18 protein-coding genes are annotated in these 18970 nt (G+C 66.0%); 10 read left to right on the top strand and 8 right to left on the bottom strand.

Annotated features, from left to right (window positions below; genetic code table 11):
• Window positions 1-63: 63 nt before the first annotated feature.
• Complete coding sequence (locus MO486_RS09390; RefSeq protein ID WP_242906614.1) at window positions 64-1224, bottom strand: glycosyltransferase; 1161 nt, start codon at window positions 1222-1224, stop codon at window positions 64-66.
• Window positions 1225-1249: 25 nt separating this feature from the next.
• Here MO486_RS09390 and MO486_RS09385 point away from each other — a divergent pair, with 25 nt between their 5' ends.
• Entirely contained in the window at window positions 1250-2044 is a 795-nt protein-coding gene (locus tag MO486_RS09385; RefSeq protein WP_242906612.1) for a glycosyltransferase family 2 protein, read from the top strand.
• 1 nt (window position 2045) lies between these two features.
• On the opposite strand, the gene MO486_RS09380 is transcribed toward MO486_RS09385, so the two are convergent.
• The 4 genes from MO486_RS09380 to def form a co-directional block, all read right to left on the bottom strand.
• Entirely contained in the window at window positions 2046-3713 is a 1668-nt protein-coding gene (locus tag MO486_RS09380; protein WP_242906610.1) for a glycosyltransferase family 39 protein, read from the bottom strand.
• 95 nt (window positions 3714-3808) lie between these two features.
• On the bottom strand, window positions 3809-5116 hold the full coding sequence (gene rsmB / locus MO486_RS09375) for a 16S rRNA (cytosine(967)-C(5))-methyltransferase RsmB (protein WP_242906608.1): 1308 nt from the start codon (window positions 5114-5116) through the stop codon (window positions 3809-3811).
• Entirely contained in the window at window positions 5113-6054 is a 942-nt protein-coding gene (fmt, locus tag MO486_RS09370) for a methionyl-tRNA formyltransferase (protein ID WP_242906606.1), read from the bottom strand. Before fmt ends, rsmB begins: the two co-directional genes overlap by 4 nt.
• A 5-nt stretch (window positions 6055-6059) precedes the next feature.
• Window positions 6060-6578, bottom strand: a complete 519-nt coding sequence (gene def / locus MO486_RS09365; protein ID WP_242906721.1) for a peptide deformylase — start codon at window positions 6576-6578, stop codon at window positions 6060-6062.
• Window positions 6579-6743: 165 nt separating this feature from the next.
• Between def and MO486_RS09360 the strand changes: the two genes are divergently transcribed.
• The 8 genes from MO486_RS09360 (at window position 6744) to MO486_RS09325 (ending at window position 15104) form a co-directional block, all read left to right on the top strand.
• Window positions 6744-7895, top strand: a complete 1152-nt coding sequence (locus MO486_RS09360; RefSeq protein ID WP_242906604.1) for a LysM domain-containing protein — start codon at window positions 6744-6746, stop codon at window positions 7893-7895.
• A 75-nt stretch (window positions 7896-7970) separates the two neighbouring features.
• The gene (gene dprA / locus MO486_RS09355) at window positions 7971-9125 is read left to right on the top strand and encodes a DNA-processing protein DprA (protein ID WP_242906602.1); all 1155 of its coding nucleotides are present in this window, start codon (window positions 7971-7973) and stop codon (window positions 9123-9125) included.
• Window positions 9126-9161: 36 nt separating this feature from the next.
• Window positions 9162-9653, top strand: a complete 492-nt coding sequence (locus MO486_RS09350) for a DUF494 family protein (protein ID WP_242906600.1) — start codon at window positions 9162-9164, stop codon at window positions 9651-9653.
• Window positions 9654-9938: 285 nt separating this feature from the next.
• Window positions 9939-12431, top strand: coding sequence for a DNA topoisomerase I (locus tag MO486_RS09345; protein ID WP_242906598.1), 2493 nt, complete (start codon window positions 9939-9941; stop codon window positions 12429-12431).
• Between the two features lie 12 nt (window positions 12432-12443).
• The gene (locus MO486_RS09340) at window positions 12444-13007 is read left to right on the top strand and encodes a Sua5/YciO/YrdC/YwlC family protein (protein ID WP_242906596.1); all 564 of its coding nucleotides are present in this window, start codon (window positions 12444-12446) and stop codon (window positions 13005-13007) included.
• Window positions 13008-13076: 69 nt separating this feature from the next.
• Window positions 13077-13691 (top strand): DUF1579 domain-containing protein, encoded by a 615-nt coding sequence (locus tag MO486_RS09335; protein ID WP_242906595.1) that lies wholly within the window; start codon window positions 13077-13079, stop codon window positions 13689-13691.
• 97 nt (window positions 13692-13788) lie between these two features.
• Window positions 13789-14463 carry a DUF4124 domain-containing protein gene (locus MO486_RS09330; protein ID WP_242906594.1) on the top strand — a complete coding sequence of 225 codons (675 nt, stop codon included), beginning with the start codon at window positions 13789-13791 and terminating at the stop codon, window positions 14461-14463.
• On the top strand, window positions 14463-15104 hold the full coding sequence (locus MO486_RS09325) for a DUF4124 domain-containing protein (RefSeq protein ID WP_242906593.1): 642 nt from the start codon (window positions 14463-14465) through the stop codon (window positions 15102-15104). The genes MO486_RS09330 and MO486_RS09325 overlap by 1 nt, the downstream gene beginning before the upstream one ends.
• 72 nt (window positions 15105-15176) lie before the next feature.
• Here MO486_RS09325 and MO486_RS09320 read toward each other — a convergent pair whose 3' ends face one another.
• On the bottom strand, window positions 15177-15695 hold the full coding sequence (locus tag MO486_RS09320) for a hypothetical protein (RefSeq protein WP_242906592.1): 519 nt from the start codon (window positions 15693-15695) through the stop codon (window positions 15177-15179).
• Window positions 15685-16461: an SDR family oxidoreductase gene (locus MO486_RS09315; RefSeq protein ID WP_242906591.1), complete on the bottom strand. Its 777-nt coding sequence runs from the start codon at window positions 16459-16461 to the stop codon at window positions 15685-15687. Before MO486_RS09315 ends, MO486_RS09320 begins: the two co-directional genes overlap by 11 nt.
• Window positions 16462-16524: 63 nt before the next feature.
• Between MO486_RS09315 and MO486_RS09310 the strand changes: the two genes are divergently transcribed.
• A complete protein-coding gene (locus tag MO486_RS09310) occupies window positions 16525-16758 on the top strand; it encodes a hypothetical protein (protein WP_242906590.1) in 234 nt (77 codons plus the stop codon).
• Window positions 16759-17060: 302 nt separating this feature from the next.
• On the opposite strand, the gene sppA is transcribed toward MO486_RS09310, so the two are convergent.
• Complete coding sequence (gene sppA, locus MO486_RS09305; RefSeq protein ID WP_242906589.1) at window positions 17061-18950, bottom strand: signal peptide peptidase SppA; 1890 nt, start codon at window positions 18948-18950, stop codon at window positions 17061-17063.
• Between the last annotated feature and the right edge of the window lie 20 nt (window positions 18951-18970).

Here is an 18970-nt window from a genome sequence, read left to right as displayed (position 1 = left end):
CCCCTGCTTGCAGGGAGGTTGGTATGGGGTGCGAGGCTCGCAGAGCCGAGTGTTCGTCGGCAACTACTCAACCCCTCCCCAACCCTCCCCTGCCTTCGCAGGGGAGGGAGCAGAAGCCAGGGCGAGGAACAGGTCTTCGTAACGCTGGTTCATCAACTCGCGACTATGGCGTTCGATCGCCACCGCGCGCGCCGCAGTGCCGAGCCGCGCCGCTGATCCCGGATCGCGCAACAGCGCTTCCAGCGCATCCGCCAACGCCGTCGGATCGCTCTCTGCCACCAGCCGGCCATCGACACCATCGTCGATCACTTCGCGCACGCCCGGCACGGCGCTGCCGATCACGGCGCAACCGGCCGCCATGCCCTCGATCAACGCCAGCGGCATGCCTTCGTAATGCGTGCTCAACACCGCGATCTGGTGCCGCATCAGCAGGTCGGGCACGTTGCGGTGCAGGCCGAGGAAGTGCACCTGATCCGACAACCCCAGCTGCGAGGCCAGCTGCTCCATCGGTTTGCGGTGCGCCGCCTTGCCACCACCCGCGAACAGCAGCGGCGGTTGCAGCCCGCGGTCGTGCAGTAGCGCCACGGCGCGCAGCAAAGTCGCATGGTCTTTCTGCTTGGAGTAGCGCGCCACCATCACGATGCCCGGTACGCGCTGTGCGAACGGGTGCGCCTCGGCATCGGCGAATGGCTCCAGGCGGATGCCGTTCGGGATGGCGATGGTGCGCCCGGCCGGCATGCCCATCTCCAGCAAGCGCAGGCGCACGCCTTCCGAACAACCGACGATGCGGTCGGTGCGCTGCGCCAGCCAGCGCGATTGCTGCAATCGCCAGGCGGTGTAGCGTTCGCGCGTGTTGTGCTCGACATGGACCAGGTGCGGCACATGCGCCAGCAGGCCGGCGTAGCGCCCCCACAAGTGTTCGCTGAAGCCGTGCGCGACCAGCACGTCGGGGCGGAACTGCCTGCACAGCTTGACCAGGCTCCAGATCGTCGCCGCATGCGACCAGCCGGGCACGACGGCCAACGGTGTTCCGGCCTGTTCGAGTTCGGCGATGCGCTTGGGATCGGTGCGACGCTTGCGCCGCAGCACCAGCAACGGCTGCACGCGCTCGCTGTGCAACGCGGCATTGACCAGCGCGATCGCGACCTGCGTGGCACCGCCGGAAAACCCGCCGGTGACGAAATGCAGCACGCGTACGGGTGTTGTCGGCACGGTCTCGCTCATGTCGTGCAGTCTACAATCGCCGCCCATGCCTTCATCATCCGCGCCATCGACCTTGCCCCTGTCCGGCGTCGTCATCACCAAGAACGAAGCCGACCGCATCGCCCGCTGCATCGGTTCGCTGCTGCCGGTGTGCCGCGAGGTGATCGTGCTCGACTCCGGGTCCAACGATGACACCGTGACGATCGCGCGCGGCCTCGGCGCGCGCGTCGAGCACCAGGATTGGCGCGGTTTCGCCGCGCAGAAGAACGCCGTGATCGCCATGGCTGCGCAGCCGTGGGTGATCCTGCTCGACGCCGACGAATGGCTCGAACCACCGGCACAGGACGCGTTGCGCGCCTTGTTCTCCGGCTCCGGCGACGTTGGACATGCGAATGTGGAGCAGGCCGACGTGTGGCTGCTGCTGCGCCGCACCCATTTCCTTGGGCACGCGATGCGCGCCGGCAGCTTCGCGCGCGAGCCGGTGCATCGCCTGTTCCGCCCCCATCTGCGCCACGGTTTGAAAGCCGTACACGAATACCTCGACGTCGCTGGCAACAAGGTGGAAACGTCGGACGTCGTGCTGGAGCACGACACCGCGCGCGATGCGGAAGAGTACTGGCGCAAGCTGCAAGGCTACGCGCAGCTGTGGGCGAGCGAACAACGCGAGCGCGGACGCAGCGCGTTCGTCGGCCGCGGCCTGCTGGCTGCGTTTGCGTATCTGCTGAAAAACCTGGTCGTCCGCGGCGGCCTGATCGATGGCAGCGCCGGTTGGCGTTTCCACCTGCTGCATGCACGGTACGCCAAGCTCAAATACGACTTGCTCGCAGGTCGCGCGACCTAGTTCACTGGCTTGAGCACGCCGCGATCGCGCTGGCGTCCAGCAGATACCACTTGCGCCGGTTCGCGGTCCCGACCAACTGGGCGCGATCACGCACGACACAGTCTTCCATCGCCTCATCGAGCACGAACAGCCGCCGCGACTGCGACGCCGCGCGCAGCCAGGCCGCGCCGTCCGCGAATTGCGCTTCGGGCGTGCGTTTGAAGCCGAACTCCGTCGTCGGCCCTTGCGCCTGCAGCAGGTTCTGCTCCTTCCAAGCGACCAGCCCGATCTCGGCGTCGCCGGCCAACACACGTGCGCGCGCCATCACCGCCGCTGCCGAGTTCTCAGCATCGAGCAGCAACGCGGTTCCGCTGAACAGCGCGACCACCAGGGTCACCAGTGCAGTCGCCGCTGCGTGCAGCGGATGTCGTCGCAGCGCAAGCAAGGCAAGCAACATCGCGGCGCCGACGCCGCTCAACAGCCACCATGGCTGATCCGTGCCTGGCATCAGGCCGCGCTCGGCTTCGATCTTCAGTTCGAAACGCGGATCACCCAACAGCGCAGCCATGCCGGCGCCGAGCAACGCCGCGCCGAGTAGCGCAGCCAGTGCCAATAGCAGTGCACGGAAACGTTTCGATGCGGCAATCGCCTCGAGATACGGCGCCGCCGCGAGTGCCACCATCGGCAGCATGGGCAGGATGTACATGTCGCGCTTGCCCGGGCTGGCGCTGAAGAACAGCAGCACCAGCAGCGCCCATCCCAGCGGCAACCAGACCTTCGCATCGCGTGCTCGCAACGCATCGCGCCAGCGCGGCAGCAACCACGGCAACGCCAGCGAGAACGGCAGCCAGAAACCGGCGATCACGCCGAGGAAGTACCAGGGCGGCTGGGTGTGATGCCACGCATTGGTGTAGCGCGTCGCGGTCTGACGGAACAGCAGTTCGTCGAGATAGGCTCGTTGCTCGGGATCGCCGCTGGTCAACGCACTGATCACCATCGGCACGAACCACAACGCGATCGCACCGATGAAGGCGAGCGCGCCTAGCGCCCAATGCCCAGCATGGCCCGCGCCGGGCGACGTCAATCCCGGCCAGCGTCGCCATTGCATCAATCCGTAAGGAATCATTGCGAGCAACGCCAGGAAACCGACGCCTTTGCTGATCACGCCCAACCCGGCGGCGAAACAGCCGAGCCAGTACCAGCGCCACTGCGGCCCGAGCAGCGTGTGTCGCAGGATGCCGTACACGCCGAGCGTGATGAAGAACGTCACCGTCGGATCGATCTGCGCGCGCTTGGCCTGATAGATGAACTGCAGTGCCGCGAGCACCGCGACCGCGGCCCACAACCCGGCCCAGTGCGACCACAGGCGACGACCGAGGTCGTAAGTCAGGAACAGCGTGCCGAGCGCCGCCAGCAGCGACGGCAACAGGAAGGCCCAGGTCCAATTTCGCACGACCGCATACGCCGCGCCGAGCAACCAGAAATACAGCGGCGGCTTGTCCGGATACAGCTCACGGCCGCGATGCGGGAACAGCCAGTCGCCCGATTCCCACATCTGCTTGGCGACGAGGGCGAAGCGCGGCTCGTCCGCGGGCCAGGGTTCGCGCAGGCCAATGCCCGCGGCGAGCACGACGAAGGCGATCGCGAAGAACCAATACAGCTGGCGGCGTTGGTCGATGGTCAGCGTCATCGGTTGCGCATCATAGCGGTCGTATGTGTGGGAGCGACTTAAGTCGCGATGCGGATTGTCCGATCGCGACTTAAGTCGCTCCCACAGAAGGCAGCTCAGCTCTGCTTTCGCAATCGCGCGTAGAAGAAGCCATCCATGCCATCTTCGCCGGGCAGTCGCTGCCGACCGACCCCGCCATTCTTGAACGGGATTTCGCGTCCGAAACGTTCGTCGAGCGGGTCGGCACGTGCATCCGGCGTGCGGGCGAGGAAGGCATCGATCTGGCGCGCATTTTCATCGGCCAGGATCGAACAGGTCGCGTACAGCAGCACGCCACCGGGTGCGAGCGCCGGCCACAAGCCGTCGAGCAGGCGCGCCTGCGTCGCAACGAGTGCAGCGATATCACTTTCGCGCCGATGCAGCAGCACATCGGGTTGCCGGCGCACGATGCCGGTGGCCGAGCACGGCGCATCGAGCAAGATCGCGTCGAACGGGACGCCATCCCACCACGTGGCCGCATCGGCCGCGTCGACGACCTGCAGCTGTGCATCGCGCCCGAGTGCCAGGCGGGTGAACGTCGCGCGCACGCGTTGCAGGCGGGCGGCATCGACATCGAGCGCCGTCAGCCGCAGCGACGGATCGCGTTCCAGCAGATGCGCGGCCTTGCCACCCGGCGCGGCACAGGCGTCGAGCACGCGTGTCCCGGCGATGGGTGCGAGGGCATCGGCCACCAGTTGCGCGCTGGCGTCCTGCACCGACACTTCGCCATCGGCGAATCCGGGCAGTGCGGACACCGGCACCGGCGTGTCGACGCGCAACGCATCCGCAAGCGTCTCGGGCGCATGCGCTTCGATGCCGCTGGCATGCAGGCGCTCACCGGTGGATGCGCGCGTGCTGCGCTGGCGATTCACGCGCAGCCATAGCGGCCCCGCTTCGGCGCTGGCCTTGAGGATGGCTTCGATGTCATCCGGCCAGTCGCGGCGCAGCTGCGCGAGCAACCAGTCCGGCCAGGTCGACGCGGCGTCGCCCTGCGGCAGACCGTCGCGTACTGCGCGGCGCAACAAGGCGTTGACCAATCCGGCCTGGTGGGTTCGATGCAGGGCGCGCGTTGCCTCGACGGTTTCCGCGACCGCGGCATGCGCCGGCAGGCCCAGGGCATCGAGTTGCGCAAACCCGGCATACAACAAGGCGCGCAACTCACCATCGCGCCGGCCCAGTGGCTTCGGCATCCAGTTCGAGAGCGCAGCGTCATAACGCGCACGCTGGCGCAGCGCGGCGAAGCAGATGGCCTCGACCAGTGCGCGATCGCGCGGATCGGAGAACTTCGGCAACGCGTTGGCAAGTTCGGCCTTGAGCGAACGCCCGCGGTGGAGCACGGCGTCGAGCACTTGTGCGGCTGCGACGCGCGTGGCGGTTCCGCTCATGTGTGGTTCAACCCGGTGTGCTGCAAGTCGCGGCGCGCGTTGAGGTAGTCGGCGGCGGTGATCGCCTTGCCGCCTTCGCGCTGCAGCACGCGGATGCGTAGCGCGCCTTCACCACAGGCAATGTCGAGGCCGTCGCGGCTGGCCAGCAGCAGCGTTCCTGGCGCCGCGCGATGTGCGAGCGGCAATGCCACGGCGCCGTGGATGCGCAGGCGCTCGCCCGCGACTTCGGCTTCGGTCACCGGCCACGGGTTGAATGCACGCACCTTGCGCGCCAGCATCTCGGCTGGTTGCGACCAGTCGAGTTTCGCCTCGGCCTTGTCGAGCTTGTGCGCGTAGGTCGCGCCTTCGGCCGGTTGCGGCTTCGCGACCGGACGAATGCCGGCGCGCAGCAGGCCGAGGCCATCGGCCAGCACCTGTGCGCCGAGTGCAGCGAGGCGGTCGTGCAGCTGGCCGCCGGTTTCGTGTTCGCCGATAGCGATGCGTTGCTCGAGCAGCACCGGGCCGGTGTCGAGGCCCTTTTCCATCTGCATCAGACACACGCCGGTTTCGGTATCGCCAGCTTCGATTGCCCGCTGGATCGGTGCGGCACCGCGCCAGCGCGGGAGCAGCGAGGCATGCACGTTCCAGCAGCCATGGCGCGGAATGTCGAGGATGCGTTGCGGCAGGATCAGACCGTAGGCGACCACGATCATCAGGTCGGGTTTGAGCGCACGCAGTGCATCGCGCGACAACTCGGACTTCAACGACTCCGGTTGCAGCACCTCGATCCCGCGCTGCAACGCCTCCAGCTTGACCGGCGATGCAGTCAGCCCGCGTCCGCGCCCGGCCGGGCGATCGGGTTGCGTGTATACGGCGACGACTTCATTGCGCTGCGCAGCCGCGCGCAACGACGGCACGGCGAAGTCCGGCGTGCCGGCGAAAACAATCCGAAGGGTCATTCGCTCTACGCCGCGTCGGCGGCGCGGCGCTGCTTCACCAGCTTCTTGCGCACCATCTCGCGCTTCAGCGGCGACAGGTAGTCCACGAACAGCTTGCCCTCGAGATGGTCCATCTCATGCTGAATGCATACCGCCAGCAGGCCGTCGACATGCAGCTCGAATGCCTGTCCATGACGGTCCAGCGCCTGTACCGTGATCTCGTTGGCGCGGGTGACATCGGCGAAGATGCCGGGCACCGACAGACAACCTTCCTGGTAGACCTGCTCGCCATCACGGGCCGTGATGACCGGGTTCACGAAAACCAGAGGCCGGTTCTTCTCCTCGGTCACGTCTATCACCATGAAACGCTGGTGCACGTCGACTTGACTCGCAGCCAGGCCGATGCCCGGTGCGGCGTACATGGTCTCGAACATGTCGTCGAACAGCTGCTGGAACGCAGGGTCAGCCAGCCGTGCCGGGTCCACCGGGGCTGCCTTGGTGCGCAGGCGCGGATCGGGGAATTCGAGGATGGGGAGCAGGGCCATATCGATAGAAATAGGGGTGCCGGTCACAGGCACAAGTGGTAGTGGGATTGTAACGCCGAGTGCTTGCAATGGCTCGTCGTTTGTGGGCTATAGTGGCCCGGCTGCAAGGGGAAATTCTTGAAGGGGAGCGGATACATGGCCGCCATGCTTGAGCGCAATTCTTGGATGCGTGTCACTCATACGATGCGGACGGCTTGCGCCGTCGCGCTATTGACCGTCGCCACTTATGCCGCCGCTGTCGAAATGCGCGGCGACCACCCGGACACCTACGTGGTGAAGCGGGGCGACACCTTGTGGGACATCGCCGGACGGTTCCTCAAGCGGCCGTGGCTGTGGCCGGAGATCTGGCAGGCCAACCCGCAGATCCAGAACCCGCACCTGATCTACCCGGGCGACATCATCTCACTGGCTTACCTCAACCGCGTCGCGGTGCAGGAAGGCCCGCGCCAGGAAGCACCGGTCACCGGCGTGCCGCTGTCGGAAATCGAGCCGTTCCTGAAGAACCTGCGCGTAGTCGACCAGTTCGAGCAGCTGCCCTACGTGGTCGGCCTCGAGGAAGACCGCCTGCTCAGCGCTAAGGGCCAGGTGGCCTACGTCAAGGGTGTGGCGGATGCGCCCGCCGGCCAGCGCTACGCGATCGTGCGTCCCTCGGTGCGCTTTACCCGCCTCGACCGCGTCAACTGCTGCGACATCTTCGGCAAGGACGACCTGGATTTCCGCGGTCGTCGTACTCTCGACTCCGCCAACTACTGGACCAGCGTGGCGCTGGCCGGCGACAACAGCGAAGTGCTTGGCTACGAACTGGTGCAGTTGACTACCGGCACCATCAGCCGTGGCGAAGTCGGCGGCATCGAGGCCAGCACGCTGGTCATCGACGACGAGGGCCGCGAGGTTCGCGTCGGCGACCGCCTGATCGCTGTCGAAGCCCAGCCCTATGACCTGCAGTTCTTCCCGCATCCGCCCAAGCAGCAGCTTGATTACGGCCGCGCCCGCATCGTCGGCGTCGCCGACCAGGTTGCCTTCGGCGGTCCACGTGACGTGGTCGCGTTGTCGGTCGGTTCCCGCGAAGGTGTCGATAATGGCACCGTCTTCTCGATCTGGCGCGTCGGCAGCGAAGTCCCCGATCGCGTGAAATATGGCACCAACCGTAGCCCTGACCTCTTCTCCAAGAGCCAGACGCTGCGCCTGCCCGACGAGTTCGCCGGCCACGTGATGGTGTTCCGCACCTTCGACAAGGTCAGCTATGGCCTGGTGATGGAGAGCATCAAGCCTTCGCGCATCGGCTACGAGCTCAAGCATCCGGACGCGCCGTACTGAGCACCGGAAAAACCTGACGCAACAATGCGACGGCGCCCGAGGGCGCCGTCGCTGTTTCTGTCCCAGCCTGTGTCGATGCAAGACGACACACAACGCGACAACACGAATGCAGCCCTCCTGCATCTCATCCTCACCGGCGGCAGCGTGGCCGCACGCCGGCGCCTGCTCGATACCCATGGCACGCCGCAGGATGCGCTCGCGGCAGGCGTGAAGAACTGGCGCACCCACGGCCTCGACGACGATCAGATCCGCACGCTGGAAGCCCCGGACCCCACTGTGTTGGCGCGTTGTCGCGACTGGCTCGGCGAACCTGGCCATCACCTGCTCGGCTGGCACGAACCCGACTATCCGCCGCTCCTGCGCCGCATCGCCAGCCCGCCATTGGCGCTGTTCGTCGCTGGCAACCCGTCCCTGCTCTGGCATCCGACGCTGGCGCTGGTCGGCAGCCGCTCACCCACCGCCGGCGGTCGCGACAATGCCTACGACTTTGCCCACGCCTTCGCCGAATCCGGTTTGTGCGTAGCCAGCGGCCTGGCCGCAGGCATCGATACCGCGGCACACGAAGGCGCACTCGCTGCGGGCGGGCTGACGGTCGCCGTGCTCGGTACGGGCCCCGATGTGGCCTTCCCGCGTAGCAATGCCCGCTTGATGGCACGAATCCCCGGACAGGGCGCAGTGGTAAGCGAGCACCCGCCCGGCACTGGGCCGCGCAAGGAGCATTTCCCCAGCCGCAACCGCATCCTCGCCGGCCTCAGCCTCGGCACCCTCGTCATCGAAGCCGCCGAACGCTCGGGCGCGCTGATCACCGCCCGCCAAGCCGCCGAGGCCGGGCGCGAGGTCTTCGCCGTGCCCGGCTCGATCCACAACCCCATGGCGCATGGCTGCCACCGGCTGATCCGCGAAGGCGCTGGGCTGGTCGAAAGTGCACCGGAAGTGGTCGTGGCCCTCGCGCCGCTGGCGGCAGAGCTGGCCGAAGCCTTGCGTGGGCGACTGACGGCCCCCAACTCACCCTCGATAGCCGTTGCCGCCCCTTCAGCCGACGGGCTGGATTGGGTCGACCCTGACTACCAGCGCTTGTGGCAGGCACTTGGCCACGACCCTACCGGTATGGATCGACTGGTCGCGCGGACCGGATTGACGGCCGCCGAACTGTCCTCCATGCTGCTGGTCATGGAGCTTGAGGGCCGCGTGGTTGTTCAGCACGGCCGCTACACCCGCAAGTTATCCTGATCCTCTACAGCACCACCGCGGTGCAGGCCGAGGGAAATGAAAGAGAGCATTCTGGACGTCCTGCTGTACCTGTTCGAACACTACTTCACCAATGACGCCGTCCCACCGGTTGGGGATCGCGACTCCCTCCAAAGCGGCCCGCTGTTCAACGAACTGACCGAGGCCGGCTTCAGCCCCGCTGAAATCCACAAGGCTTTCGACTGGCTCGATGCCCTCGCCGAACAGCGGCCGGAAGCGGCAACCCCGCGCGTCGGCGGCCCGACCCGGGTTTTCCATGGTCCGGAACTGGACAAACTCGACGTGGAATGCCGCGGTTTCCTGCTGTTCCTCGAACAACAGGGCATCCTCGACACCGACCAGCGCGAACTGGTCCTGGACCGCGCGCTGGCGCTGGATCAGGACGAACTCGACCTCGACGACCTGAAGTGGGTCGTGCTGCTGGTGCTGTTCAACCAGCCGGGCTCGGAAGCGGCCTACGCGTGGATGGAAACCCAGATGTTCCTGGACGAGCCGGAACCGGTGCACTGATTGACTCCTCCCCCTGCTTGCAGGGGGAGGTTGGGAGGGGTGGCGAGGCGCGCAGCGCCGAGCTATTCGAATCACCACACAACCCCTCCCCAACCCTCCCCTGCCTTCGCAGGGGAGGGAGCGAAAGCCAGCCCGCGCTTGACAGCCGCGGCCACGGCGTGACACCACTAAATAAGGAAACACTTCCAACGCCCGTGGCCCCGGCCCCGGGCGTTGCCTTCTCCAGCGTCCTTTGGCGTTGCCGATATGGCGCGCTCCCGCTTCAACTTGGACTCTCTGCCGCGTATGGCCAAGAACCTCCTCATCGTCGAGTCGCCCGCCAAGGCCAAGACGATCAACAAATACCTTGGCAAGGACTTCACCGTCCTCGCCTCCTATGGCCATGTCCGCGATCTGGTCCCGAAAGAAGGTGCGGTCGATCCGGACAACGGTTTCGCCATGCGCTACGACCTGATCGACAAGAACGAGAAACACGTCGACGCCATCGCCAAGGCCGCCAAGTCCGCCGACGCACTCTTCCTGGCGACCGACCCGGACCGTGAAGGCGAGGCGATCAGCTGGCACATCGCCGAGATCCTCAAGGAGCGCGGCCTGCTCAAGGGCAAGACGCTGCAACGCGTGGTGTTCACCGAGATCACCCCGCGCGCGATCAAGGAAGCGATGAGCCAGCCGCGCGACATCGCCACGCCGCTGGTCGACGCGCAACAGGCGCGCCGCGCGCTCGACTACCTCGTCGGCTTCAACCTCTCTCCGGTCCTATGGCGCAAGGTGCAACGTGGCCTGTCTGCCGGCCGCGTGCAGTCGCCGGCCCTGCGCATGATCGTCGAGCGCGAGGAGGAGATCGAAGCCTTCATCGCACGCGAGTACTGGTCGATCGAAGCCGAATGCGCGCACCCGTCGCAATCGTTCACCGCGAAGCTCACCAAGCTCGACGGCAAGAAGTTCGAGCAATTCACCGTCACCGATGGCGATACCGCAGAAGCCGCGCGCGCGCGCATCATCCGTGCCGCCAACGGCGCGCTGCACGTCACCGATGTCGCCAGCAAGGAACGCAAGCGTCGTCCGTCGCCGCCGTTCACCACGTCCACGTTGCAGCAGGAAGCCTCGCGCAAGCTCGGGTTCACCACCAAGCGCACCATGCAGGTCGCGCAAAAACTATATGAAGGCGTAGCGATCGGCGAGGAAGGCACCGTCGGCCTCATCAGCTATATGCGTACCGACTCGGTGAACCTGTCCGCGGAAGCGCTGAGCGAATTGCGCGACGTGATCGCGCGCGATTTCGGCACGCGCGCCCTGCCGGACAAGCCCAACGTCTATCAGACGAAATCGAAGAACGCGCAGGAAGCGCACGAAGCGGTGCGCCCAACTTCGGCACTGCGTACGCCCACCCAGGTGGGACGCTTCCTGTCCGACGACGAACGCCGTCTGTACGAACTGATCTGGAAGCGCGCCGTCGCCTCGCAGATGGTGCCGGCCACGCTCAACACCGTCAGCGTCGACCTCGCGGCGGGCAGCGAGCACAGCTTCCGCGCATCCGGCACCACCGTGATCGATCCCGGGTTCCTCGCCGTATACGAAGAAGGCAAGGACACCAAGGACACCGAGGACGAGGACGAAGGCCGCAAGCTGCCGGCGATGAAACCCGGCGAGCGCGTACCGCTCGACCGCATCCACGCCGACCAGCACTTCACCCAGCCGCCGCCGCGCTTCACCGAAGCGGCGCTGGTCAAGGCGCTGGAGGAATACGGCATCGGCCGGCCCTCGACGTACGCATCGATCATCCAGACCCTGCTGTTCCGCAAGTACGTCGAGATGGAAAGCCGCAGCTTCCGTCCGACCGATGTCGGCCGCGCGGTGTCGAACTTCCTCAGCGGTCACTTCACCCGGTACGTCGATTACGACTTCACCGCGAAGTTGGAAGACGAACTCGACGCGGTGTCGCGCGGCGAGGAAGACTGGGTGCCGTTGATGGAAAAATTCTGGGGCCCGTTCAAACAACTGGTCGACGAAAAAACCGAATCGGTCGAACGCAGCGAAGCCACCGGCGCGCGTGAGCTCGGCACCGACCCGAAGTCGGGCAAGCCGGTCAGCGTGCGCCTGGGCCGCTATGGCCCGTATGCACAGATCGGCACCGCCGATGACGAGGACAAACCCACCTTCGCCTCGCTGCGTCCCGGCCAGAGCATGCACACCATCGCGCTCGCCGATGCGCTGGAGCTGTTCAAGCTACCGCGCAAGCTCGGCACGCACGATGATCATGAAGTCAGCGTCGGCATCGGTCGCTTCGGCCCGTTCGCCAAGCGTGGCAGCGTCTACGCCTCGCTGAAGAAGGAAGACGATCCGTACACGATCGACCTGGCTCGTGCGGTGTTCCTGATCGAAGAGAAGGAAGAGATCGCGCGCAATCGCATCATCAAGGAATTCCCCGGTAGTGACATCCAGGTGCTCAACGGCCGCTTCGGCCCGTATCTCAGCGACGGCAAACTCAACGGCCGCATCCCCAAGGATCGCGAACCTGCTTCGCTGACGCTGGAAGAAGCGCAGGAGTTGATGGAGAAGACTGGCAAGCCGATGCGCGGTCGCTTCGGCAAGAAAGCCGCGGCGAAGAAGGAGCCGGCGGTGAAGGTCGCCAAGAAGGCCGCCGCGACGGATAAAAAGCCCGCCAAGAAAGCCACCAAGAAAACGGCGAAGAAGGCCGTGAAGAAAGTGGCGAAGAAGGCAACGAAGAAAGTCGCCAGGAAAACGGCACGTGTCGGCGCCGACGACGCGCCGTTCTGATTCCATGCGGACATGTCCACGCCGCTGACCATCCCCGAAGCCGCCGAGCAGCTCCATCGCGGCGGCGTCATCGCCTACCCCACCGAAGCTGTGTGGGGCCTCGGCTGCGATCCATTCGATGAAGCCGCGGTGACCCGCCTGCTGGCCATCAAGCAGCGCCCCGTCGACAAGGGCCTGATCCTGATCGCGGGTACGCTCGAACACTTCGACGGCCTGCTCGACTGGGACCTGCTGCCCACCGACCGCCGCGAAGCCGTATACGCGAGCTGGCCCGGTCCGCACACCTGGATCGTGCCGGCGACCGCGCGCGTGCCGGCATGGATCACCGGCCTGCACCGCGGTGTCGCCGTACGCGTCAGCGCACACCCGGTCGTGGTCGGGTTGTGCACAGCCTTCGTGGGCCCGCTGGTGTCGACCAGTGCCAATGCCAGCGGCCAACCGCCAGCGTTCGCGCGCGAACAGCTCGACCCCGCCCTGCTCGCGCAACTCGACGGCCTCGTCGCCGGCGACACTGACGGCCTTGCCGCACCGACCGCGATCCACGACGCCCGCACTGGCGCCCAGTTGCGCGGCTGATGCCCACGTGCGCTTCACGCGCGCGACCGTAGCTTCCCGCGGCATCCGGATTCCTTCGAGGAGGCTGCCATGAAGATGTCCCATCTCTGCGGATTGACGCTGGCCCTGGCCCTGGCCCTGCCATTGGCCGCACAAGAGACGAAGCAGGATGCCGCGCCACCGGCGATGACCCCCGAGCAGAAGGCGATGATGGATGCCTGGGAAAAAGCCGGCCAACCCGGCGAACAGCACAAGCAACTCGAAACCATGGCCGGCAACTGGACCACCAAGCAATCGATGTGGATGGACCCGAAGGGCAAGCCCATGACCGAAACCGGGACCGCCACCAACACGCTCGTGTTGGGCGGCCGCCACCTGCGTTCGGAATTCCACAGCCAGTGGATGGGCAAACCGTTCGAAGGCGTGGGCTACACCGGCTACGACAACGTCACCGGCAAGTACTACAGCAGTTGGATGGACGACGCCTCGACCGGCATGTTCGTCGCCCACGGCGACTACGATCCGGCCACCAAGACCTACATCCTCACCGGCGAGATGGCCGACGCCGGCAAGGGTGGCGCGAAGATTCCGGTGCGGGAGGTACTGCGCATCGTCGACAACGATCACCACGTCTTCGAGATGCACGAAACCCGCGACGGCAAGGAAGCCAAGACCATGGAAATCGAGTACACGCGGGCAAAGTGAACCCGGGGCGGCCGATGCATGAACGGTGCTGAAAGCCGGCACCGTCTTCGGCTGCCACCCGCTTTGCGACAGCACGCGACGCGCGCAAGATGCGCGCATGGCCCGCACCCTTGCTATCGCGCTCCTGCTGCTCGCCGCCGTGTCGCGGCCGGTGCCGGCGGCCGACGTCACCATCTACCGCTGCGTCGATGCGCGCGGCAAGGTCGCGCTGCGCGATACACCCTGCCTGAAGGGCGAGCAGCAGGAGACACGGACGATGGTGCGCCCCAAGGACGCCGCGCCACGCCCGCCTGCACCACCGCCGCCACCGGCCCGGGACGACTATCCCCAGCCACCGCGCGTCGTCGTCGCCTATCCGCCGCGGCCGTTGTACGAATGCACCACGCCCGATGGCGATCGCTACACCAGCGAAAACGCCGAGGGCAATCCGCGCTGGGTGCCGCTCTGGACGCTCGGCTACCCGGTCTATCCCGTCTTTCCACGCCAGGAAGCGGGTGTCGACTTCCGCATCCGCAACGACCATGTCGACATCAGCGGCGGCAGCCACACGGTCTCGGGCTCGAGGCACCCGATCGCCGCCTATGGCGCGGGCACCTGGATCCGCGATACCTGCTACGCCCTGCCTCAGGCGGAGGTCTGCGATCGCATGGTCGATCGCCGCGACGCGATACGCCGCCGCTTCTTCAACGCGATGCCGTCCGAGCGCGACGTGCTCCGTGTCGAGGAACGCGGTATCAATGCACGCTTGGCCAACGATTGCGGGACCGATTGATGCGTCATGCCCTGTTTTCATTGGGCCTGGCCGCCCTCGCCTTGCTGCTGGCGGCCGTCCCCGCAGTGCACGCGCAAGACTCCGTGATCTACCGCTGCACCGATGCCACCGGGGCGGTCACGATGCAGAACAAGCCCTGTGGTCCGGGCATGAAACAAGTGACGCGCAATGTCGGCGTCCTGCCCACTGCACCGCCGCCGACGGCACGCGAACAACCAGCCCCAGCCGCAGCCCCGCCCATCCTCGGCAATTTCGAACTGGTGGTCGGCCCCCAAACCACGCCGCTGCCGACGGCCGCCACGCCCGAAGCCGAACGCGAGCCGCCACCGGCACTGTTCCAGTGCAAGACGTGGGACGAGGACGTCTTCGTCACTGAGAACGGAGAGCCGGAAGAGAGATGCGCCCCTCTCGCCACCACGGGCCTCGACGGCAACCCCGACATGGCTGCTGGCGAAGCCTGCGAGATGCGCACCGACGAATGCACGCCGATCGTCGATGACGCGTTGTGCCAGGCTTGGCGCGGTCGCGTCGACGAAGCCGAATTCCGCTGGAAGTACGCCCGTGCCGGCGACGGCAGCCCGCGCAAGGCCGAATACGACCGCCTTGCGAAAATCCTCGCCGAGAGCAGCTGCAACAAATAAGCGCGAGACGATTGCAACGCGTTCCCGTGCGAATCAGTCGCGCCTGCCGCGTGTTCGAGGCGAACCCAGGCGCTACAGGGCAACGTCGTATGTCACCACCAGCCTGCCGCGACTGTCGGCAGCCACGACGAACCACGAGTAGCCTTCGGTTTCGACGAATTCGATCGGGACCGTGGCTTGCGCACCCTGTGCACTCACATCGAGGAAGCGTTGCCCGATCGAGAAACCAGGTGCCACCCGCAACAAGTGTTGCATTAATCGAAGAACGGCCTGTAGCACGGATTCATCGCGGCGCCGCTCGGCGGCATCGAACGCGACCTCGAGGCCGAAATGCGCGCAACCGTATTGGTTGATCGTGACCACCAGGCCATTGCGCAGGACGGCACTTTCCACTGATTCCAGCGCACCGGTCCGCACGAATTCGTGCGAACGCAACTGCGTCGAACCCGTCAGTTGCGGCTCCGGTTCGCCACGCACGCATTGCGCATCCGTCGTGTTCGACGTTGCAGGTTGCGCAGCAAGGACACTGGCACAGGACACCAGCAAGACCGCGACGACCAGGAGCCGTGTCGTTTTCTGGTCAGAACCCATATCGCAGGAAGCCACCATCCACCGCAATGCATTCCCCGGTGACGTAACTCGCCGCCGGCAAGCACAGGAACGCTACCGCAGCGGCAACTTCTTCCGGCTCGCCGATGCGCCCAAGTGGCGTGCGCAACAGCACTTCATCGAGGTAGTCGGGGTCGGCGAGCTTGTCGGAAGTGCGGCGGGTGCGGATGTACCAGGGGGCGACGGCGTTGACGCGGACGCCGTCTTCGGCCCATTCGACGGCGAGGTTGCGGGTCATCTGGTGCATCGCCGCCTTGCTCATGCCGTAGGGCGCACCGCTGCGGACATGGGTGTAGCCGGAGACGCTGCCGACGTTGACGATGCTCGACGCGGCGTGGCGGGTGAGCATGGGATAGGCGTAGCGCGAGAGTTCGAATGCCGAGAACAGGTTGATCTCGAAGATCTGCCGCCATTCGTCTTCGGTGTATTCGGTGGCCGGCTTGGTGGCGTTGCCGCCGGCGTTGTTGACCAGGATGTGCAGGCCTTCGCCGAAGTCCTCGACCCAGTCCAGCAGTTCGCGCCGCTGTTCGTCCTCGGCGACGTCGGCAACGAAGGCATTGACCTCACGGTCGGGAAAGTCCTCCATCAATTCCGCGCGCGCCGATTCCAGCGCCGTGACGTCGCGTGCGGCGAGCAGCACGTCGGCGCCGAAGCCGAGCAGCTCACGCGCGATCGCGCGGCCGATGCCCGCACTGCCGCCGGTGACCAGCGCCAGTTGTCCGTCCAGCCGCCAGCGCTTGGGGTCCATGCTTGCTCCTTGCCGATGCGACGAGGCGTTAGCATAGCGCCGGACCCGACCGAGGCTGCCGCGATGCCGCGAACCCTGCTCATTGCACTGCTACTGACCACGCTCGCCGCCTGCTCCAAGCCGCAACCGCCGGAAAAGGAGCGTCCGCCAGAACCGCAGGCCGCGGTGGAAACGCACACCGAGTTGCGCGACGCGATCCAGGCACCGATCGACAAGGCCAAGGCCGTTGAAGACACGGTGCTGGACGCGGCAGAGCAGCAGAAAGCCGAGATCGATGCGCAGACATCGGGGCAGTAGCCCTTGCCTGCAATGACGAGCCGATTCAGTACATAACCCGGAGGGCGGCGCACAGGACGTGCCCCTTTTTTCGACCGAGGCAGGATGCCGAGTCGAAAAATCTCCGTGACCTCCGCGCTGCGCTCTTGCCGAGGAGGCCATTTCTTTTGGTTACTTTTCTTTGGGCCAGCAAAGAAAAGTGACCCGCTGCGAAGCAGTGGAATGCCTTGTCTTTTGAAGGGCAAGAGCTAAGAGCGGGCTGGATCCCGAGGCGCCGCCTCGGGCCACCTTCTCCCCGCTTCACGGGGAGAAGGAGACACCCATCAGAACCCGCAGAAGCAGTAAGCCAGCGCCTTCACCGGCGCATTGCGGCTCGGCGTCAGCGCGCGTTCGAGGAAGCGCAGGTCGTGTTCCGTTTGCGGCAGCGCGCGCGCCAACAGGCCACGCGCGAAACCGGAATCACGCACCCACGCACCGCCGATGCGGCTTTCGACGAAACCAGCGAACAGGCGCTCGAACGGCGTCGCCGATTTCTCGATGTAACGCACGCGCCATGCATCGGGCTTGCCGAGTTTGGCGCGAGTGGCGGCATCGCTGATCGCCGTTTGGATACCACCGAATGCGTCGACCAGACCGCGCTCCTTCGCCTGCGCACCGGTCCAGACGCGGCCGCGTCCGACTTCGTCGATCTGCTCGATCGATTGCTTGCGCGCCTGCGCGACCTTGCCGGTGAAATCGCGATACCCCTTGTCGATCACCGACTGGATCACGTCGCCCACTGCCGGATCGAGCGGACGGGTGATGTCGAACGCGCCGGCGAAGCGCGTGGTGCCGACACCATCGCTGTGCACGCCGATCTTGTCGAGCGCGCGCGGGATCGTCGGGATCAGGCCGAAGATGCCGATCGAACCGGTGATCGTCGACTGGTCGGCGTAGATGCGATCGGCATTCATCGCAATCCAGTAACCGCCGGACGCGGCGAGATCACCCATCGACACCACCACCGGCTTGCCGGCTTCCTTCAATGCGACGATCTCGCGGCGGATCTGCTCCGAGGCGAACACTTCGCCGCCGGGCGAATCGACGCGCAGCACCACCGCCTTCACGTGCTCGTCGTCGCGCGCTTCGCGCAGCAGGGCCGAGGTGGAAACGCCGCCGACGTTGCCGGGCGGTTGTTCGCCGCCGCTGATGTCGCCTTCGGCGACGACGACCGCGACTTGCGGGCGTGGATCCGTGGCGACGAGGCCGCTATCGACGTGCTTGAGATAGTCATCGAATCCGATTTGACGGAAGCCGCCCTCGGCATCCTCGTCGGCGACGCCGCGTTCGATCAGCAGGTTGTCGACGTCTTCCTGCGTCTTCAGGCCATCGACCAGCTTCTGCTGCAGCGCGAACTTCGCCAGGTCGCCCTGCGCCGCGGCGATGCCTTCAGGCAGCGTATCGATGCCGGCCGCGAGTTGCTGCGGGGTGAGCTTGCGCGCCTTGGCGATGTCGCCGAGGAAGCGCTGCCACACGTCGTTCATCCAGTACAGGTCGGCTTCCTTCGCCTGCGGCGAAGCTGCGTCGAGCACATACGGCTCGGCGGCGGATTTGTATTCGCCGACCTTGAACAGGTGCACGTCGACGCCGAGTTTCTCCTGCAGGCCCTGGCGGTAGTACTGGCGATAGCGGCCGAGGCCTTCGAGGAACATGCCGCCCATCGGGTCGAGGTAGACCTCGTTCGCCTGTGCGGCGAGCAGGTACTGGCCCTGCTCGAAGCCTTCGCCGAAGGCGACGATCTGCTTGCCGGCGGCGCGCAGCTTGGCGAGCGCGTCGGCGACCTCACGCAGCGAGGCGAAGCCGGTCGGTTGCAGCTGGTCGACGCGCAGGAACACGCGTTCGATGTGCTTGTCGTCCTTGGCGGCATCGAGCGCACGCAACAGGTCGCGCAACTGTACTTCCTGGTCGCGTTCCTCGCCGACGAGGGCGGACAGCGCGCGCAACGCAGGGTCGCTCGTGTACTGCTCGACCAGCCGGCCTTCGGGCGCGATCACGAGGGTGGTGCGTTCGGGCAGGATCGCGGCGCGCTCGCCGCTGGCGAACAGGATGATGAGCAGGAGCAGCACCAGGCCGAAGAAGAACAGGTTCAGGATCAGCCGGCGGGTGAAATTCATCACGTCCCAGAGACCGACGAAGAAACTGACGATCGGGCCGCGATGGCGGACTTGGTTCATTGCATCACTCCAGGAACATT

Origin of the sequence: Lysobacter sp. CFH 32150 (assembly GCF_022758295.1) — a bacterium.
Classification (GTDB): domain Bacteria; phylum Pseudomonadota; class Gammaproteobacteria; order Xanthomonadales; family Xanthomonadaceae; genus CFH-32150.
The sequence above is the reverse complement of the archived record's forward strand: the minus strand, read 5'-3'. Positions and strand labels throughout refer to the sequence as shown.